The 15935-nt window shown below is 63.4% G+C and carries 10 protein-coding genes; 8 read left to right on the top strand and 2 right to left on the bottom strand.

The genetic code is table 11. The annotated features are described in order from the left end of the window. Nucleotides 1–11 precede the first annotated feature (11 nt). The gene (locus tag ACN9MZ_RS07840) at nucleotides 12–947 is read right to left on the bottom strand and encodes a DMT family transporter (protein WP_426341640.1); all 936 of its coding nucleotides are present in this window, start codon (nucleotides 945–947) and stop codon (nucleotides 12–14) included. 35 nt (nucleotides 948–982) lie between these two features. Continuing rightward, a complete protein-coding gene (locus ACN9MZ_RS07845; protein ID WP_426341641.1) occupies nucleotides 983–1747 on the bottom strand; it encodes a helix-turn-helix domain-containing protein in 765 nt (254 codons plus the stop codon). A 135-nt stretch (nucleotides 1748–1882) separates the two neighbouring features. Here ACN9MZ_RS07845 and ACN9MZ_RS07850 point away from each other — a divergent pair, with 135 nt between their 5' ends. From ACN9MZ_RS07850 to ACN9MZ_RS07885, 8 genes are all read left to right on the top strand, one after another. Beyond that, complete coding sequence (locus ACN9MZ_RS07850) at nucleotides 1883–2647, top strand: carbohydrate-binding family 9-like protein (protein ID WP_426342875.1); 765 nt, start codon at nucleotides 1883–1885, stop codon at nucleotides 2645–2647. A gap of 218 nt (nucleotides 2648–2865) precedes the next feature. Continuing rightward, nucleotides 2866–5964, top strand: coding sequence for a TonB-dependent receptor (locus tag ACN9MZ_RS07855; protein WP_426341642.1), 3099 nt, complete (start codon nucleotides 2866–2868; stop codon nucleotides 5962–5964). A 63-nt stretch (nucleotides 5965–6027) separates the two neighbouring features. After that, entirely contained in the window at nucleotides 6028–7548 is a 1521-nt protein-coding gene (locus tag ACN9MZ_RS07860) for a tryptophan halogenase family protein (RefSeq protein WP_426341643.1), read from the top strand. After that, nucleotides 7545–10193: a beta-mannosidase gene (locus tag ACN9MZ_RS07865; RefSeq protein WP_426341644.1), complete on the top strand. Its 2649-nt coding sequence runs from the start codon at nucleotides 7545–7547 to the stop codon at nucleotides 10191–10193. The genes ACN9MZ_RS07860 and ACN9MZ_RS07865 overlap by 4 nt, the downstream gene beginning before the upstream one ends. Before the next feature lie 191 nt (nucleotides 10194–10384). Then, nucleotides 10385–11371: a LacI family DNA-binding transcriptional regulator gene (locus ACN9MZ_RS07870; RefSeq protein WP_426341645.1), complete on the top strand. Its 987-nt coding sequence runs from the start codon at nucleotides 10385–10387 to the stop codon at nucleotides 11369–11371. Between the two features lie 19 nt (nucleotides 11372–11390). After that, on the top strand, nucleotides 11391–12605 hold the full coding sequence (locus ACN9MZ_RS07875; RefSeq protein WP_426341646.1) for an AGE family epimerase/isomerase: 1215 nt from the start codon (nucleotides 11391–11393) through the stop codon (nucleotides 12603–12605). Next, nucleotides 12598–13524: a carbohydrate kinase family protein gene (locus ACN9MZ_RS07880; protein WP_426341647.1), complete on the top strand. Its 927-nt coding sequence runs from the start codon at nucleotides 12598–12600 to the stop codon at nucleotides 13522–13524. Before ACN9MZ_RS07875 ends, ACN9MZ_RS07880 begins: the two co-directional genes overlap by 8 nt. Continuing rightward, complete coding sequence (locus ACN9MZ_RS07885) at nucleotides 13521–15923, top strand: GH92 family glycosyl hydrolase (RefSeq protein WP_426341648.1); 2403 nt, start codon at nucleotides 13521–13523, stop codon at nucleotides 15921–15923. The genes ACN9MZ_RS07880 and ACN9MZ_RS07885 overlap by 4 nt, the downstream gene beginning before the upstream one ends. Nucleotides 15924–15935 lie beyond the last annotated feature (12 nt).

Raw genomic sequence — 15935 nt, forward strand, 5'->3', positions numbered from 1 at the left:
GGCTTCCGCAGTCATGTAGCGGTCAGCGAGGTCTTCGGCACGTGCGCCAGTGCGCAAGTGGCCACTCCTGATGCAAGCAATGCCATCGCCGAGGTTTCAATCACGGTCGGCCAACGCGCTTCCCAAAGGAAGCCGTACAGCGCCGCAAACAGCGTTTCGAAGACGATCATCTGGCCAGTCAGCGTTAGCGGCAAGGCGCGGCTGGCATAGTTCCAGAAGCCGTTGCCGATGATGGAGCAGAGGATGGCAACGCTGGTCACTACCGCCGAGAAGTACAGCCATTCCGAAGTGCTGTGCTGCGGCGCTGCGAGCCACAGGGCCGGCACCGCCAGCAGCAACGCTTCGGCGCCGGTGACCAGGCCGGTGAGCATGCTCCATTCATGCGGCGTGACGGTCTTGAGGTGCGCCAGCCAGCGGCTGTTGCCGACTGCGTAAGCCGTCCAGGAGGCGAGGGCGCCGCTGGCATACAGCACGCCAGCCAGCGATCCGGTTTGAAGGTGCTGCCAACTGATGCAAAACAGCCCTGCGGCGCTGAGCGCAATCGAGGGCAACAGGCTGCGCAAGGGGACGGCACCGGCATCGCGGCAGCCGACCAGGGTGATCGCCACCGGCAGCAGGCCGATCACGATCGATGCCATGGCGATGCCGCCCGTCTGCACCGCCTTCGCCAGGAAGAAGTAGTAGATGATATTGCCTGCAAAACTGAGCCAGGCCAGCGCCTTCCATTCGCGCCAGGCCAGCCTGGCGAACAGACCGCGCCACGAGCGCGATACCAGGATGGCGGCGACCAGGCCGTAAGCGACATAGCGTCCCGCCGAGAGCTGGATCGGCGTGAAGCCGCGCGTCAGCTCGGGTGCGAGAAAAACCAGTCCCCAGAATGCGCCGGCGATGATGCCGGCAATAATGCCAAGTGAAATATTCAACGTCCATCTCCCAAATGGGGACATGGTGGACGTTGCGCGCTGAGTGGTCTTGGCGCGGCCTACTGGATTTTTGTCGCGAACTCTCGTCCCTGGCGGCGATAGGCAGCCGGCGTGGTATCGAGCCGGCTGCGCATGGCGCGGGTGAGGGCGCTCTGGTCGCCGAACCCGCTATTCAATGCAATGTCCGCAATTGGCAGGCCGGTATGGCGCAGCAGTTCGCAGGCGCGATTGAGGCGCATGGAGAGAAGCCAGGCGCGTGGGCTGGTATTCAGCTGGTCCTGGAACAAGGCGTGCAGGCGGCTTACGCTCATGCACGCAAACTGCGCCATCGACTCGGTCGTCCAGGGCAGTGCAAGATTGGCTTCCGCATGCGCCAGCAGGGCGGTCAGGCGCGATTGCAGGCGTGGCGGCTCAAGCATGAGCGTATCCAGCAGCAGCGGAACCCAGCCCTGCAGCAGCGATGGCGGCGCGGCACACCCTGCGATGGAAAGCTGCATGAACTCGACCAGCTTGCGCGCCGCAGGGCTGATGCCGGCAAATGGCCGCTGCGCGATGCGCTCCCAGATCGGGTGCGCCATGGCGGCCTGGTCGACGTCGACGATCAGGGAGTGATTTTCAATGGCGCTTTGCTGGGAATGCCATGCACCCGCCACGACGACAGCGCCTATCAAGGGATTCAGGAGCGCGCCTTTGCCTTCGATGTCGAGCTCCACCTCGCCGGACAGTGGCAGCACCAGTTGGGCAAACGCGTGCTGGTCCGCCACCCACCGCTCACCGTAGCTGCGGATGTCGATAGCGACGGAAGGGGGATGGATGATAGGCACTGCGACACCTGGGATGCTGGATTGATGGCACCAGTTTACTAAAGTTCGCTAAAGTGTGGCCGGAATGTGCCGGGCCTGTTGAACAGGTCTTGTCTCCTTGCTATAACTTTTGGCGAGACATGGAGGGACACCTTGATGAAGGAAGTTGTGACAGCATTCGCGGCCCTGCTGGCCGCCGCCATTCCTGCCGTGGCCGAAGATTCGTCGCCGCTCGCCTATGAATGCCTGCGCGCGGCGAGCGCGATCAATATTGACGGAAGGCTGGATGACCCGGCATGGAAAAATGCGCCATGGACTTCCGACTTTGTCGACATTGAAGGCGACCGCAAGCCTAAGCCGAAATTCCGCACGCGCGTGAAAATGCTGTGGGACGACCAATACCTGTACATCGCGGCCGAACTCGAAGAGCCGGAGGTGAAGGCGACTCTGACCCGGCGCGACTCCGTCATTTTCAAGGACAACGATTTCGAGGTCTTCATCAAGCCGCTGCCTGCCACCAAAAGCTATTACGAATTCGAGATCAACGCCCTCAACACGGGCTGGGACCTGTACCTGCCCAAGCCTTACAACGAAGGCGGACAAGCAGACAACAGCTGGGACATCAAGGGACTGAAGACGGCCATCGCCGTGCAGGGAACCCTGAACCGGTCCGGCGACATGGACGGGGGCTGGAGCGTGGAAATCGCCTATCCGCTGGATGCCTTCGCCTCGCGCCAGGCAGTGCCGCACCCCCGCCCTGGCACCACCTGGCGCATCAATTTCAGCCGAGTGGAGTGGACCGCGGGCCAGCCGAAGGAAGACAACTGGGTATGGTCGCCGCAAGGCCTGATCGACATGCACGTCCCCGGCCGCTGGGGCTACCTGCGCTTTTCCGGAAATACTTCCACACTAAACAAATAGTCGCAAATCCGCCGCACTCTTGTTTACTAATCAAAACTAAACTTCATTCATTCTTTGAAAGTTTGTTGAAGTGCCATAGCCTCCTTTGTAAGAATTCTCCTTGAGTGGACGCGATCCCATCGATGTGCAAACGGCATCATCGTCGTTTAGTAAATCGATGATCCGAGGCTTGCTGCCGCGATATAAAGCCCGCAAGAGGGCATAACCAGGAGACCCGCATGACGTTCAGAACCCATCTCGCATCACGGCAGCACGGCTGCCGCGCGACGCCCATCGCCATGGCGGTGAGCGTGGCACTGCTTTCCCTTGCAAGCGCCCAGGCGCAAACCGCGTCCACCGGGCAGGCGTCCGAGCAAAAGGCCGACCCGAATACCGTGGTCGTTACCGGTTACCGCTATGCGATCGAGAAGAGCCTTGACCAGAAGCGAGACGCCAATTCGATCGTTGAAGTGATCACCGCCGAAGATATCGGCAAATTCCCGGACAAGAACGTGGCCGACGCGCTGCAGCGCGTGCCGGGCGTGGTGGTGACCCGCAGCGGCGGCGAGGGCAAGAACGTCAGCGTGCGCGGCCTGTCGTCGGAATTGACCCTGACCCAGTTGAACGGCAACTATATCGCCACTGCCGAATCGAATGGCGATCCATCGCGTTCGTTCAACTACACGCTGCTGCCATCGAATATGCTGTCCAGCGCGGAACTGTTCAAGACCCCGGAAGCGCGCATCGATGAAGGCGGCGTTGGCGGTACCGTGATCCTGCATACCCGCCGTCCGCTGGAAGTGAAGTCCGGTTCCGGCTTCGTTTCCGCCGAGGGCACTTGGGCCGATACAAGCAAGAAGACCGACGGCCAGTTCTCCGGCCAGTACGCCTGGCACGATGAGGACAACCGCTTCGGCATCCTGGTCGGCCTGACCAGCCAGAAGCGCACTACCCGCACCATGGGCGCCAGCACTGAGAACTGGCAATGGTATGGCGACGATTACGACGCCCACCCTGCCACCGACGTCAATGGCAAGCCTTCAGACCTGAGCTCTTACTGGTGGGGCCAGTCTGGCTTCTACGACCAGGGCGGCAAGTACTACACCAACTTCATGATGCCGACTTCGGTCAACCTGAGCGTCAAGAACGAGGAGCGTGAACGCAAGGGCGGCCAGATGACGCTGCAGTTCAAGCCGGTCCGCAACCTCACCCTGACCGCCAATTACTTCCGTTTCGACCTGAAGCAGAATTCGCAGACCAATATCCTGAAGGTGCCGGAGTGGAACCTGGCCCGCTACAGCGGCGACGGCAACTGGCCGGGCGGCCGCATGCTGGATGGCCTGACTTTCGACCGCAGCGGCACCCTGGTGACCGGTGCGCAGTACAGTGTCCATCCCGGAAAAGCCTACTACTGCAGCGAGGCGCAAGCGGCGGCGGCCGGTCAGCAGCCTGGCGGCTGGGGACCGGACGATTGCACCATCCCGACGCCGCAAATCACCGGCAGCTACAACCACGAGAAGTCGCTGTCGCAGACCGCCGACTTTGAAGCCGAATGGCGCGGCAAGTCGATAGACGGCATTTTCAAGTTCGGCCGTACATGGGCTAACGGTGGACCGCAAATGCAGATGACGATGCCGATCAAGCCGCGCGTGCAGAATGCTGACGGCAGCTGGACCCTCGGCAACTACGCCAGCTCCTGGAACACGGTCGGTACGCCGGCCATGGTGTTCTCGCCGGAGCTGATGGCCAACCTGGCCAAGGGCATCGGTGAAATCGACCTCGGTTCCACCTCGTCCTCGTGGACGAAAAACAGCACCCAGCAGAAGTACGCCCAGGCCGACATGACCTGGCATGCCGACAGCAACTGGCTCGATTCGCTGCAGTTCGGCGCCAAGTACCGCAAGGGCGGCACTCATCGCGCCACCGGCAACAACTACTGGGTTTGCAAGGGCGCGGATCCAAAGGATTACGACATGCGCTACCAGGCAGGCTGCGATTCCACCGCGAACAAGTTCCAGCCGCAGTTCCTGTACGGCCAGTCCCTGGGCAACCTGGCAGGCGGCATCAATGCCAGCGCATTCCCGGCGATTGACTACCCGGCCTATATCTCCTTCCTGAACCAGAACTATGGCCAGATGCAGACGCGTAACGAAGATAACTTCGTCTACAACGTGGACGAAAAGATCTCTTCGGCATATCTGCAGGCCAATGTGAAGGCCGATCGCCTGCGCGGCAACGTCGGCGTGCGCCTGGTGCGCACCCGGCAGCATGCCGATTCGACCGACCAGGTGGAAAGCTACAAGGACTACTTCTTCAACGGCGCCAATGGCAGCCCGGCACCTTGCCAGGCCGGTGGCTTGCCGGCTGCCGGCGCGCCCGCCGGTTCCGGCTGCACCAGCGGCTTTACCCGCCTGCCGGACAGCATCGCCCGTAATTCGTCGTTCGTGGTCAGCTCGCTCGACCGTACCTACAACGACGTGCTGCCAAGCTTTAACCTGGCCTATGACCTGACCTCGAACCTGCTGCTGCGTGCGGCGGCCTCGAAGGTCATCTCGCGTCCAAGCTACAACGACATCGCTTCGCCCGGCGCCCTGCGCTATTACAGCCAGGAGTACGTCAACGACCGTCGCCTGATCGGCGGCGGCGACCAGCAAGGCTGGTTCGGCGAAGGCAGCAACAAGCAGCTTGAGCCCTACAAGGCCAAGCAGTTCGACCTGGGCCTGGAGTGGTATTTCCATCGCGGCTCGGTGCTCGGCATCGACTTGTTCCGCAAGAACGTCAGTAACTTTGCGGTTCCGGTCGTGCGCGACGTGACCCTGAACGTAGGCGGCCAGAACGTGACTGTGCAGCGCTACTCGACCAGCGCCGGCGGCCGCGACGGCGTCTCGAAAGGCGTTGAGCTGTACGCCCAGCATACGCTGGACATGGGTCTGGGCTTCCAGTTCAACTACACGTACAACAAGACCAACCAGGCCGACATCACAATGGAAGATGGCACCAGGATCGGCAAGTCCCCGCTGGTCGGCAGCGCCAGGAACCAGATGAACCTGACCGTGTTCTACGAGACCGACAGGTTCCTGGCGCGTGCGTCGTACAACCGCCGCGGCGAAGTGGTCGATGGCCTGGTCAACGGCTTGAACGAGTATCAAGAGCCGTACTACCAGGTCGACCTGAACGTGGCCTACAACATCACCAGGGAGTTGAGCCTGACCGCCTCGGTGCTGAACCTGACCAGGGAAGAGACGCGTTCCCACTTGGGTAACGACACCAGGGACCGCTTCTACTCCAACGGTTATGCCGGGCGTATTGCCTACTTTGGCCTGAACTACAAGTTCTGATGCATCCCTCCTTCCTCCCCATGCCGCGCGGCTGGGGAGGTTTTTTCCTGTTTTGGGCCTGCCATGAACCAGCACAACCGAATCAGCAAGATCACCATCGTCGGCGGAGGCAGTGCGGGCTGGATGGCCGCGGCAGCCCTGGCCACCTACCTGGGCAAGGGAGCCTTGGTGCGCCTGGTCGAGTCCGAGGAAATCGGCATCGTCGGCGTAGGCGAGGCGAGCGTTCCGCATATCCGGCTGTTCAATGGCCAGATGCTCGGCATCGATGAAGCCGAGTTCATGAAGCGCACCCAGGGCACGATCAAGCTCGGTATTGAATTCAAGGACTGGAGCCGCATCGGCGACAGCTATATCCATGGCTTCGGCACCATAGGCTGCTCGGTCGGGCCGCTGCCTTTCCACCAGTTCTGGCTGAAACTGTTCCAGTCCGGGCGCGCGGCGCCCATTGGAGAATACTCGCCGCAAACCGTGATGGCGCCGCAAGGCAAGTTCGCGCCCGGCGATCGCCATGCAGCTCCGGGCTCGCCGCTGGCCGACATCGCCTATGCCTACCATTTCGACGCCAGCCTGTACGCTCGCTTCCTGCGCGAGCTGGGCGAGCAGCGCGGAGTGCAGCGCATCGAAGGCAAGATCGTTTGCGTCAAGCAGCGCGCCGACGACGGTTTTATAGAATCGGTGACGCTGGAAAGCGGCCAGGTGGTCGATGGGGAATTGTTCATCGATTGTTCCGGCTTCCGCGGCCTACTGATCGAGCAGACGCTGAAAACCGGCTATGTGGACTGGTCGCACTGGCTGCCATGCGACCGCGCCGTGGCCGTGCCTTGCGAAGGCGGGGCGCCGATCGCGCCGTACACGCGCTCCACTGCCCGTACGGCAGGATGGCAATGGCGCATCCCGCTGCAGCATCGCACCGGCAATGGCTATGTATATTCGAGCCGGCATATCGGCGATGACGAAGCGGCTGCGACCTTGCTGGCGAACCTGGACGGCAAGGCGCTGGCCGAGCCGCGTGCGCTGCGCTTCACTACCGGCATGCGCAAGAAATTCTGGAACAGGAATGTGGTGGCGCTGGGGCTGGCCAGCGGTTTTCTCGAACCGCTCGAATCCACCAGCATCTACCTGGCGCAATCGGGCATTACCCGCCTTCTGGGGCTTTTCCCCAAGCGCGACTTCCACCCCTTGCTGGCGGAGCGCTTCAACCGCGAATCGGCGTTCGAATATGAGCGGGTGCGCGATTTCCTGATCCTGCACTACAACGCCACCGAACGCAACGACTCGCCGTTCTGGGACTACTGCCGCACCATGCCTGTCCCGGACAGCCTGAGCGAGACGGTCGACTTGTTCCGCTGCGATGGCCGCTATTTCCGCAACGGCGAGGACTTCTTCGCCTTGCCAAGCTGGGTGCAGGTGATGCTGGGCCAGCGCATCATGCCGCAAGCTTATCATCCGATCGTCGACGACATGCCCGAAGAAAAGCTGGTTGACGTGGTCGAAAGCATGCGGGCGATGCTAGCCAATGCGGTCGACGCGATGCCGGCCCACCAGGATTGGATTGAGCGCCACTGGAAGGCGGCCACGCCATGAGCACCCACCTGTACTGGCGTTCCCTGGTGGCCCTGATGCTGGGCCTTTGCCTTACCGTGGTCGCCGCTGTGGCGACGGCCGCCACGCCGGGGCGCATCGTAATCGATGGCGGTTGGACCTTCCGCCTCATGCCCGGCAACGCGCAGCTGGCTGCGCATCCCGAAGCCTTGCCCTGGCATGCGGCGAAAGTGCCCGGCACCGTGCATACCGACCTGCTTGCGAACAAGCTGATCCCCGATCCCTACGTTGGCGCGCCGGAAGCCGGCTTGCAATGGATTGGCCTGGCGGACTGGGAATACCGCACCCGTTTCGATGCACCGCGCAGGGCGAAACGCAGCGACCTGGTATTCGAAGGCTTGGATACCTTCGCCGAGGTTTGGCTGAACGGAGAGAATTTGTTCGAGGCCGACAATGCCTTCCGCACCTGGCGTATTCCGGTGCAGGATAAGCTGCGCGCGAAGGGCAACGAATTGCGCATCGTATTGCGTTCGCCGATCAGCCGCTTGCTGCCGGCCGTGCGGGCGATGCCGCGCAAGCTGGCCGGAAACTATCCCTCGCCCTATGGCGACGAGCCAGCAGACGCGATGACAGCCAATTTCGCCCGCAAGCCGGGTTATCACTATGGATGGGATTGGGGGCCGCGCTACGTCAGCGCCGGCATCTGGAAACCGGTTGTGCTGGAGAGTTGGGATGCAGTGCGCATTGATAATCTGCACCTGCGGCAGGACCGCGTGGGCCAGGCGCGCGCCGACATTGCTGCCGTCGTGCTGGCCGAAGCGGTGCGCGATGGCGCTTTCGATTTGCGCCTGTGGCAGGTCGCGCCGGACGGCAAGCGCTCGCTGGCAGCGCTGCGGCGCGTCGAGCTGCGCGCTGGCGACAACCGCATCGAACTTCCCGTGCGCATCGACCGCCCGCAACGCTGGTTCCCCAACGGATATGGGGCGCAGCCGCTGTACCGTTTTGAGCTGGAAATCGGCGACGGCAAGGCGGTTGCTGCCAGGGCCCGCGCCCGCACCGGTTTGCGCAGCGTCGCGCTGCGCCGTGAAGCGGACGACAAGGGCAGGAGTTTCTATTTCGAGGTGAACGGCGTTCCGGTGTTCGCCAAAGGTGCGAACAGTATCCCGTTCGACATGTTCCAGCCGCGCGTGGGCAAGGCGCAGTTGCGCCGGGTGCTGCAATCGGCGCGCGACGCCAACATGAACTTCCTGCGCAGCTGGGGCGGCGGCTATTATGAGAGCGACGATTTCTTCGACCTCGCGGACGAACTTGGCCTGCTGGTATGGCAGGACTTCATGTTCGGCGGTGGCATGCAGCCGGCCTACGACGACGCCTTCCGCGCCAATGTGATCGCGGAAGCGCGTGACAATGTTCGGCGCCTGCGCAACCATCCGAGCCTTGTCCTGTGGTGCGGCAATAACGAGGAAGAAATCGCCTGGAAGTACTGGGGGCCGGGCAAGGCAATGATGGAAGCCGATGCGGAGTTTGCCGGCAAGGTGTGGAATGGCTACGTGCAGCTTTTCGGAACCGACCTGCGCAAGGTCGTGGCGGAAGAGGGGGGCGGGATTTCCTATTGGGCCAGCTCGCCCAGCGACGACCTGGCCGAAGTTGCCAACACGCCGGCCAGCGGCGACATGCATTACTGGGAAGTGTGGGGCAATCCGGCGTATCCGCCGTCGAAGTACCTGGAGATCACGCCGCGCTTCATGTCCGAATACGGCCTGCAGGCGTGGCCGGTACAGCGGACGATCGACGCATTCGCCAGCCGTGGCGAGCAAGGCATCGCCACGCCGCTCATCGAGGCGCACCAGAAATTCATGGCCGGGAAGGGCAATGAACGCCTGATGAAGTACGTGAATTTCGAGTTCGGCGACCCGAAAGACTTCTCCAGTTTTGTCTACTTAAGCCAGGTGGCGCAGGCGGAAGGCATCGAGCTTGCAGCGTTGCACCATCGCGCCAGCCGGCCATACACAATGGGATCGCTGTACTGGCAACTCAATGACGTCTGGCCGGGAGCCTCGTGGTCGAGCGTGGACTGGTTCGGACGCTGGAAAGCGCTGCACTTCCATGCGCGCCGCTTCTACGCGCCCGTGGCGGTGGCGGCGTTGCGGGAGGCTGGCGCCAGGACGAGCGTCACCCTGCTCAACGACCGCACGCACCAGGTGCGGGGCGAGCTGCGGCTGCGCCTGATGACGCTGGACGGCAAGCTGCTGCGTGACGAACGCAAGCCGGTGGAACTCGCGCCGCTGTCGGCGTCGCAGTTGGTCAACTATAGCGACGCCGAGTTGCTTGGAAATGCCGATCCGGCGTCGACGGTCGCGGTATTCGATTTGCAGTCGGAGGGAGAGCCGGCCTCGCGCCGCGTGGTGTACTTCAAGGCCGCAAGGGACATGCGCTGGCCCGATCCCGGCCTGCGCACGGAATTGCGCCGGGATGGCAGTGGCGCCAGGCTCGAGCTGCGCGCGACGAAGTTTGCCCGCGCAGTGTGGATCGACTTCGGCGACACCGATGCAAGGATTGCGGACAACGCGATGACGCTGCTGCCCGGGGAAGCCGTGGACCTGCACATTGCGTCGAGTGCCGGCCTGGCGACGCTGCGCACGGCGCTGCGCCTGCGTTCATTGGCCGATGAGCTGCATGTTTACTAAAACTGGCTAAAGATGACAGCTTCCGGCTACTTTTGTTGACGCCTGCAAAAGGCGGCTGATATAAAACTTACCTATAACTGGAGCGAGAAAAGGCATTTCCGCCCGACGCTGGAAAGCGCCAGAATAGGCGTTTAATAAACTGAACATTGGAGACTCTTCATGCACTTGATTCCTTGCCCAAGGGTGCAGTCGTGAGCCAGGTCACGTTGCGCGACATCGCCGAAGCTACCGGGCTGTCGATCGGCACGGTCTCGCGCGCACTGAAGAACCAGGCCGGCATGACCGAAGTCACCCGCAACCAGGTGCGCCAGGCCGCGGAGAAAATGGGCTACGACTTTGGACAGCTCAAGAAAGCGCGCATCCGCCGCATCGCCTTCCTCCTGCACAGCCAGCACAACACGCTGGCATCGAGCCAGTTCTATTCGCCGGTCCTGCATGGCGCGGAAGCGGCTTGCCGGCGCGAGGGCATTGCCCTTTCCTTCATTGCAGTAGGGCCGGCCGAACCGGTGCAGGGCCTGATCCGCGTGCACCAGCCAGACGCCATCCTGTGCGCGGGATTTTTCGAACCGGAAGTGCTGGCTGCCCTGCAGCAGTCCGGCAAGCCTATCGTGCTGGTGGACATGCACCGCCGCGGCTTCACTTCGGTCAACCCGGACAATGTACGCGGCGGTTATCTCGCCACGCAGCACCTGCTGCGCTGCGGCCGCAAGCGCATCGCCATGATGTCCGGCTCCCTGGCCCACTACAGCATTCAGCAGCGCAACCGCGGCTTTCGCCAGGCGCTGTTCGATGCCAAGGTGTTTGCCGACCCGGAGCTGGAAGTCATCGTCCCTACCATGGGGGAGGGCGATGAAGCGGTGGTGGAAGCCATGCGCAGCCTGCTCAGTCTTCCCAAGCGGCCTGATGCCCTGTTCTGCTACAACGACAGCACCGCGTTGGTCGCCATGAAGCATTGCCTGAACGAGGGCATGAAGATCCCGCATGACATTGCCATTGTCGGCTTCGACGATATCAGCAGCGCTGCCGCTGCCATCCCCCCGCTCAGCACCGTCCACGTCGACAAGGAGGACCTGGGGCGGGCGGGCATCGAATTACTGCTCCAGAGACCAGAAGAAGACTCCTTTCAGATAACCATGCCAGTCGAATTGATCGTGCGCGAAAGCAGTTGCGACGACTAGCGTCCACACCAGGCCAAACATGAACAAACTCCCGAATTTCCGCAACCCGGACGTCCTGCTCGATCACGCGCGCCACACCATGCGCTTCTATCACCCGCGTGCTATCGACCCTGCCGGCGGCCTGTATCACTACTTCAAGGATGATGGCAGCGTCTACGACGCCGCGCACCGCCACCTGGTCAGCAGCACGCGCTTCGTGTTCACCTATTCCATGGCTTATCGCCATTTCCACGATCCGGCCTACCTGGAGGGCGCACGCCATGCGCTGCGCTTCCTGCGCGAGGTGCACCGCGACCCGACCGGCAGCGGCTACGCCTGGATGCTGGATGGCCGTGAGGTCGAGGACGGCACCCAGCACGCCTATGGCCAGGCTTTCGTGCTGCTGGCTTATTCGCACGCCACCATGGCCGGCCTGGCAGAGGCGCGCGGCTGGATCGGCGAAACCTTCGAGCTGATGGAAAAGCGTTTCTGGAACCAGCAAGACGGCTTGTACGCCGACGAAGCGAGCCGCGACTGGAGCGTGCTGTCGAGCTATCGCGGCCAGAACGCGAACATGCATGCTTGCGAAGCGCTGCTGGCGGCGCACCGGGCCACCGGGGAGCTGCGCTACCTGGAACGTGCCTACACCGTCGCCTGCAACATCACGCAGCGCCAGGCCGCCCGTTGCGGTGGCTTGATCTGGGAGCACTACGATGCGAACTGGCAGCCGGACTGGCGCTTCAATATCGACGATCCGGAAAACCTGTTCCGCCCGTGGGGCTACCAGCCGGGCCACTTCACCGAATGGGCCAAGCTGCTGCTGCAGCTGGAAGCGCGCGGCAGTGTGCTGGGCAAGGACCTGGGCTGGCTGCTGCCAACCGCGGAACGCCTGTTCCAGACCGCGGTAAGCAAGGGATGGGATGCCGTGCATGGCGGCCTGGCTTACTCGCTGGCGCCTGACCTGACCGTGTGCGATCCCCACAAGTATTTCTGGGTGCAGGCCGAAAGCACGGCGGCTGCCGCCATGCTGGCCAAGCGCACCGGCAAAGACGGGTACTGGGACTGGTACCAGCGACTGTGGGCCTATAGCTGGAGCCACTTCGTCGATCACGAGCATGGCGCCTGGTACCGTATCCTGTCCGGTGACAACCGCAAGCTGAGCGACGAAAAGAGCCCGGCCGGCAAGGTCGATTACCACACCATGGGCGCCTGCTATGACATCGTGGCGGCTTTGGGAGCGGACGATCATGCATGACGCGCCAGTGATGCTGTGCGCTGGCGAGGCGCTGACCGACATGATTTACCAGGGCGACGAGCGCTGGGTCAGCCGCGTTGGCGGCTCGGTGTGGAATGTGGCGCGCGCCCTGGCAGTGCTGGGCGAGCGCACCGCCTTTGCCGGTGCTATCAGCTGCGATCGTTTCGGCGACGCCTTGTGGAGCGCCAGCGAAGCCGTAGGCCTGGACCTGCGCCTGCTGCAGCGGGTTGAACGTTCGCCGCTGCTGGCGATCGTGGAGCAGGGCGAGCCGCCGAGCTACTTCTTCATTGGCGACGATAGCGCCGACCTGCATTTCGATCCGGAGGCGCTGCCTGAATACTGGTCGCGCGATTTGCGCTGGGCGCATTTCGGCGGCATCAGCCTGGCGCGCGAGCCGCTGGCATCGAACCTGGTCGCGCTGGCCGAGAAGCTGAAAGAGCAGGGCGTGGCCATCAGCTATGACCCGAACTACCGCAACCTGATGGATGACCGCTACGCGCCAACCCTGCGCAGCATGGCCGAACTGGCCGACCTGATCAAGGTTTCCGACGACGATCTGCGCGGCCTGTTCCCCGGCGTTGCGCTGGATGCAGCGCTGCAGCAGCTGCGCGTCGCCGCGCCTTCCGCGTTCTGCCTGCTGACCCGCGGCGGCCAGGGCGCGAGCCTGTTTCATGGCGAGCAGCGTGCCGACGCGCGCGCGCCGACGGTCTCGGTGGTCGACACGGTCGGCGCCGGCGATGCCAGCGTGGCCGGCCTGCTGCACAGCCTCGCACGCCATCCGGGCCGTTCGCTGCAGTCGCACCTGCACGCGGCGCTGGCGGCAGGTTCCGCGGCCTGCCTGCAGTCCGGTGCGACCCCGCCGCCGCCCGCAGCAATGCAGCAGTTGTTCGAATTGCTTGAAGGAGAGGCACCGAAATGAAAGCAATCCGCTTTACCCTTGGCAAGCTCCTGCTGGCGGCATGCGCGCTGCCGCTGGCTGCAGCGCCGGCCGACATGCCGGTCAACACCTTCATCGGTACCCAGGATGAAGGCAATACCTTTCCCGGCGCCTCCGCACCCTTCGGCATGATCCAGGTCAGCCCGACCGGCGAACATTACGCCGGCTGGCACTATAGCGATGCGCGCATTCGCGGCTTTGGCCATTCCTTCCTGTCCGGTGCCGGCTGCTGGGAGCAGGGCGGCCAGCTTTCGGTACTGCCGGTCACCGGCAGCATCGGCCCCGGCGGCGATTTCGACACCAAAAAGGCGGAAAGCTTCGATTACAAGCGCTATGCCGCCAACTACAGCCACGAAGGCGAAGTTGGCCAGGCAGGCTACTACAAGGTGCAGCTCACTAGCTATGGCGGCATTACCGCCGAGGCCACAGCGCTGACCCGTGCCGCCGCAGAACGTTATACCTTTGCCCCCGGTACTGCCAGCGGCCACGTGCTGCTCAACCTGGGCCAGGCCAACGAGCGCCATTCCGTGGTCGGCAGCGAAGTGCGCGTACTGGACGAGCGCAGCGTCGAAGGCAAGATCGTCACCAGGAGTTTCTGCGGCGGCGCCCAGTACACCACCTGGTTTCGCATCGTGTTCGACCAGCCCTTCGTGGCCAGCGGCATCTGGGACGACCGCGGCGGCTGGCAGGGCGTGAAGGGACCAAGCCAGCAAGGGGACAGCCGTCCGCATGGTGTGTGGCTGACTTTCGACCTCAGGAACGGTCAAGCCGTGACGGCGGTCAGCGCGATTTCCCACGTTGACGCGGAAGGCGCACGCATCAACTTGAAGGCAGAAGGCATGGCCGGCGGCAAGCCGCTCACGTTCGACGCAATGCGGGCGCAGGCGCAGGCGGCGTGGCAGAAGGAACTGGGCACCGTACGCATCGAAGGCGGCAGCTACGACGACCGCACCGTGTTCTACACTGCCCTGTACCATGCGTTGCTGCAACCGCTGACCGGAAGCGATGCCGATGGCCGCTATCGCGGCTATGACGATGCCCTGCATAGCGCCAGGGACTGGACCTACTACGAGTTCTTCTCGCTGTGGGACACCTACCGTGCGCAGAACCAGCTGCTTGCCTTGCTGCGTCCTCAGCGCTCGCGCGACATCGCCAATTCCGTACTGAAGATCCGCGAGCAGGGCGGCTGGTTGCCGCGCTGGGGCTACGCCAATTTCGACAGCAATGTGATGACCGGCGACCCGGTCACGCCGTTCCTGGTCGACCTGTGGCGCTTTGGGGCATTGCAAGGCCGCGAGCGCGAAGCCTATGCCGCATTGCGCGAAAACGCCTTTGGCGTGCCGCCGTCGCGCATCCGCGCCGAGGGCCGCGCCGGCAATCCGAACTACCTGAGCCAGGGCTTCGTCCAGTATGACCGCGGCTTTGTCGCCAAGGGCATGGACATCGATCCGCACCATGGCGCATCGGCGACGCTGGAATATGCGCTGGCCGACAGCGCGCTGGCGATCATGGCCAGGGCGCTTGGCCAAGGCAAGGATGCAAAGCTGCTCGAACAGCGCGCCCTCAACTGGCGCAAGATTTGGGATCCGTCGGTTGTCGACGCACCGACCGGGCAGCGCGGCTTCCCGCGTCCGCGCACGCTGGATGGCAGCTGGTTCACCGACTTGAACGGCAGCAATGACCCGCGCGCCGAGCGCGGCTTCCACGAAGGCACCGCCTGGCAATACCAGTGGCTGGTGCCGCAGGACGTGCCGGGCCTGGCAGCGGCCATGGGCGGGCGCGCCAAGGCCTTGCAGCGTCTCGACCAGTTCTTCGATTACGACGCCGTGCTGGCCGATCCGGCGGCCGTGCGCAAGTCGTGGGTAGTGGGCGCCTACAGCTACTACAGCCAGTTCCGCTATAACCCCAATAACGAGCCGGACCTGCACACGCCATGGATGTACACTCTGATGGGGCAGCCGTGGAAGACCACCACCGTGCTGCGCGCGGCGGAAACCCTGTTCGGCAACGGCCCCGGAGGCGTCACCGGCAACGACGACCTGGGCACGATGTCGGCCTGGTACCTGTTCAGTGCCTTGGGCCTGTATCCGGATGCGCCGGGCAGCGGCCGTTTCCTGCTGCACGCGCCGCGTTTTGCGCGCGCCGAGATCGACCTGCCGCAAGGGCGAATCCTGCGCATTGAAGCGCCGCAAGCGAGGCCGGGCGAGCGCCGCTTCGTGCAGTCGGTGCGGTGGGGCGGGCGACCGCTGTCGCGTGTGTGGCTCGATTGGGAACAGCTGCAGGAAGCCGGCACCCTGTCGTTCACGCTTGCAGCGCAGCCAGATACGGCCGGCTGGGGCACGCAGGGCCGCGACCTGCCGCGCCCACCGGCCGGCATGTAAATAGAAAAACTG

Source organism: Pseudoduganella sp. S-14, from assembly GCF_049913285.1.
Lineage (GTDB): Bacteria > Pseudomonadota > Gammaproteobacteria > Burkholderiales > Burkholderiaceae_D > Rugamonas.

Excerpts from the sequence above, each read along its gene's own strand:
- ACN9MZ_RS07840 (WP_426341640.1), bottom strand. The coding sequence starts at position 947 with ATGTCCCCATTTGGGAGATGGACGTTGAATATTTCACTTGGCATTATT.
- ACN9MZ_RS07850 (WP_426342875.1), top strand. The coding sequence starts at position 1,883 with ATGAAGGAAGTTGTGACAGCATTCGCGGCCCTGCTGGCCGCCGCCATT.
- ACN9MZ_RS07855 (WP_426341642.1), top strand. The coding sequence starts at position 2,866 with ATGACGTTCAGAACCCATCTCGCATCACGGCAGCACGGCTGCCGCGCG.
- ACN9MZ_RS07860 (WP_426341643.1), top strand. The coding sequence starts at position 6,028 with ATGAACCAGCACAACCGAATCAGCAAGATCACCATCGTCGGCGGAGGC.
- ACN9MZ_RS07865 (WP_426341644.1), top strand. The coding sequence starts at position 7,545 with ATGAGCACCCACCTGTACTGGCGTTCCCTGGTGGCCCTGATGCTGGGC.
- ACN9MZ_RS07875 (WP_426341646.1), top strand. The coding sequence starts at position 11,391 with ATGAACAAACTCCCGAATTTCCGCAACCCGGACGTCCTGCTCGATCAC.
- ACN9MZ_RS07880 (WP_426341647.1), top strand. The coding sequence starts at position 12,598 with ATGCATGACGCGCCAGTGATGCTGTGCGCTGGCGAGGCGCTGACCGAC.
- ACN9MZ_RS07885 (WP_426341648.1), top strand. The coding sequence starts at position 13,521 with ATGAAAGCAATCCGCTTTACCCTTGGCAAGCTCCTGCTGGCGGCATGC.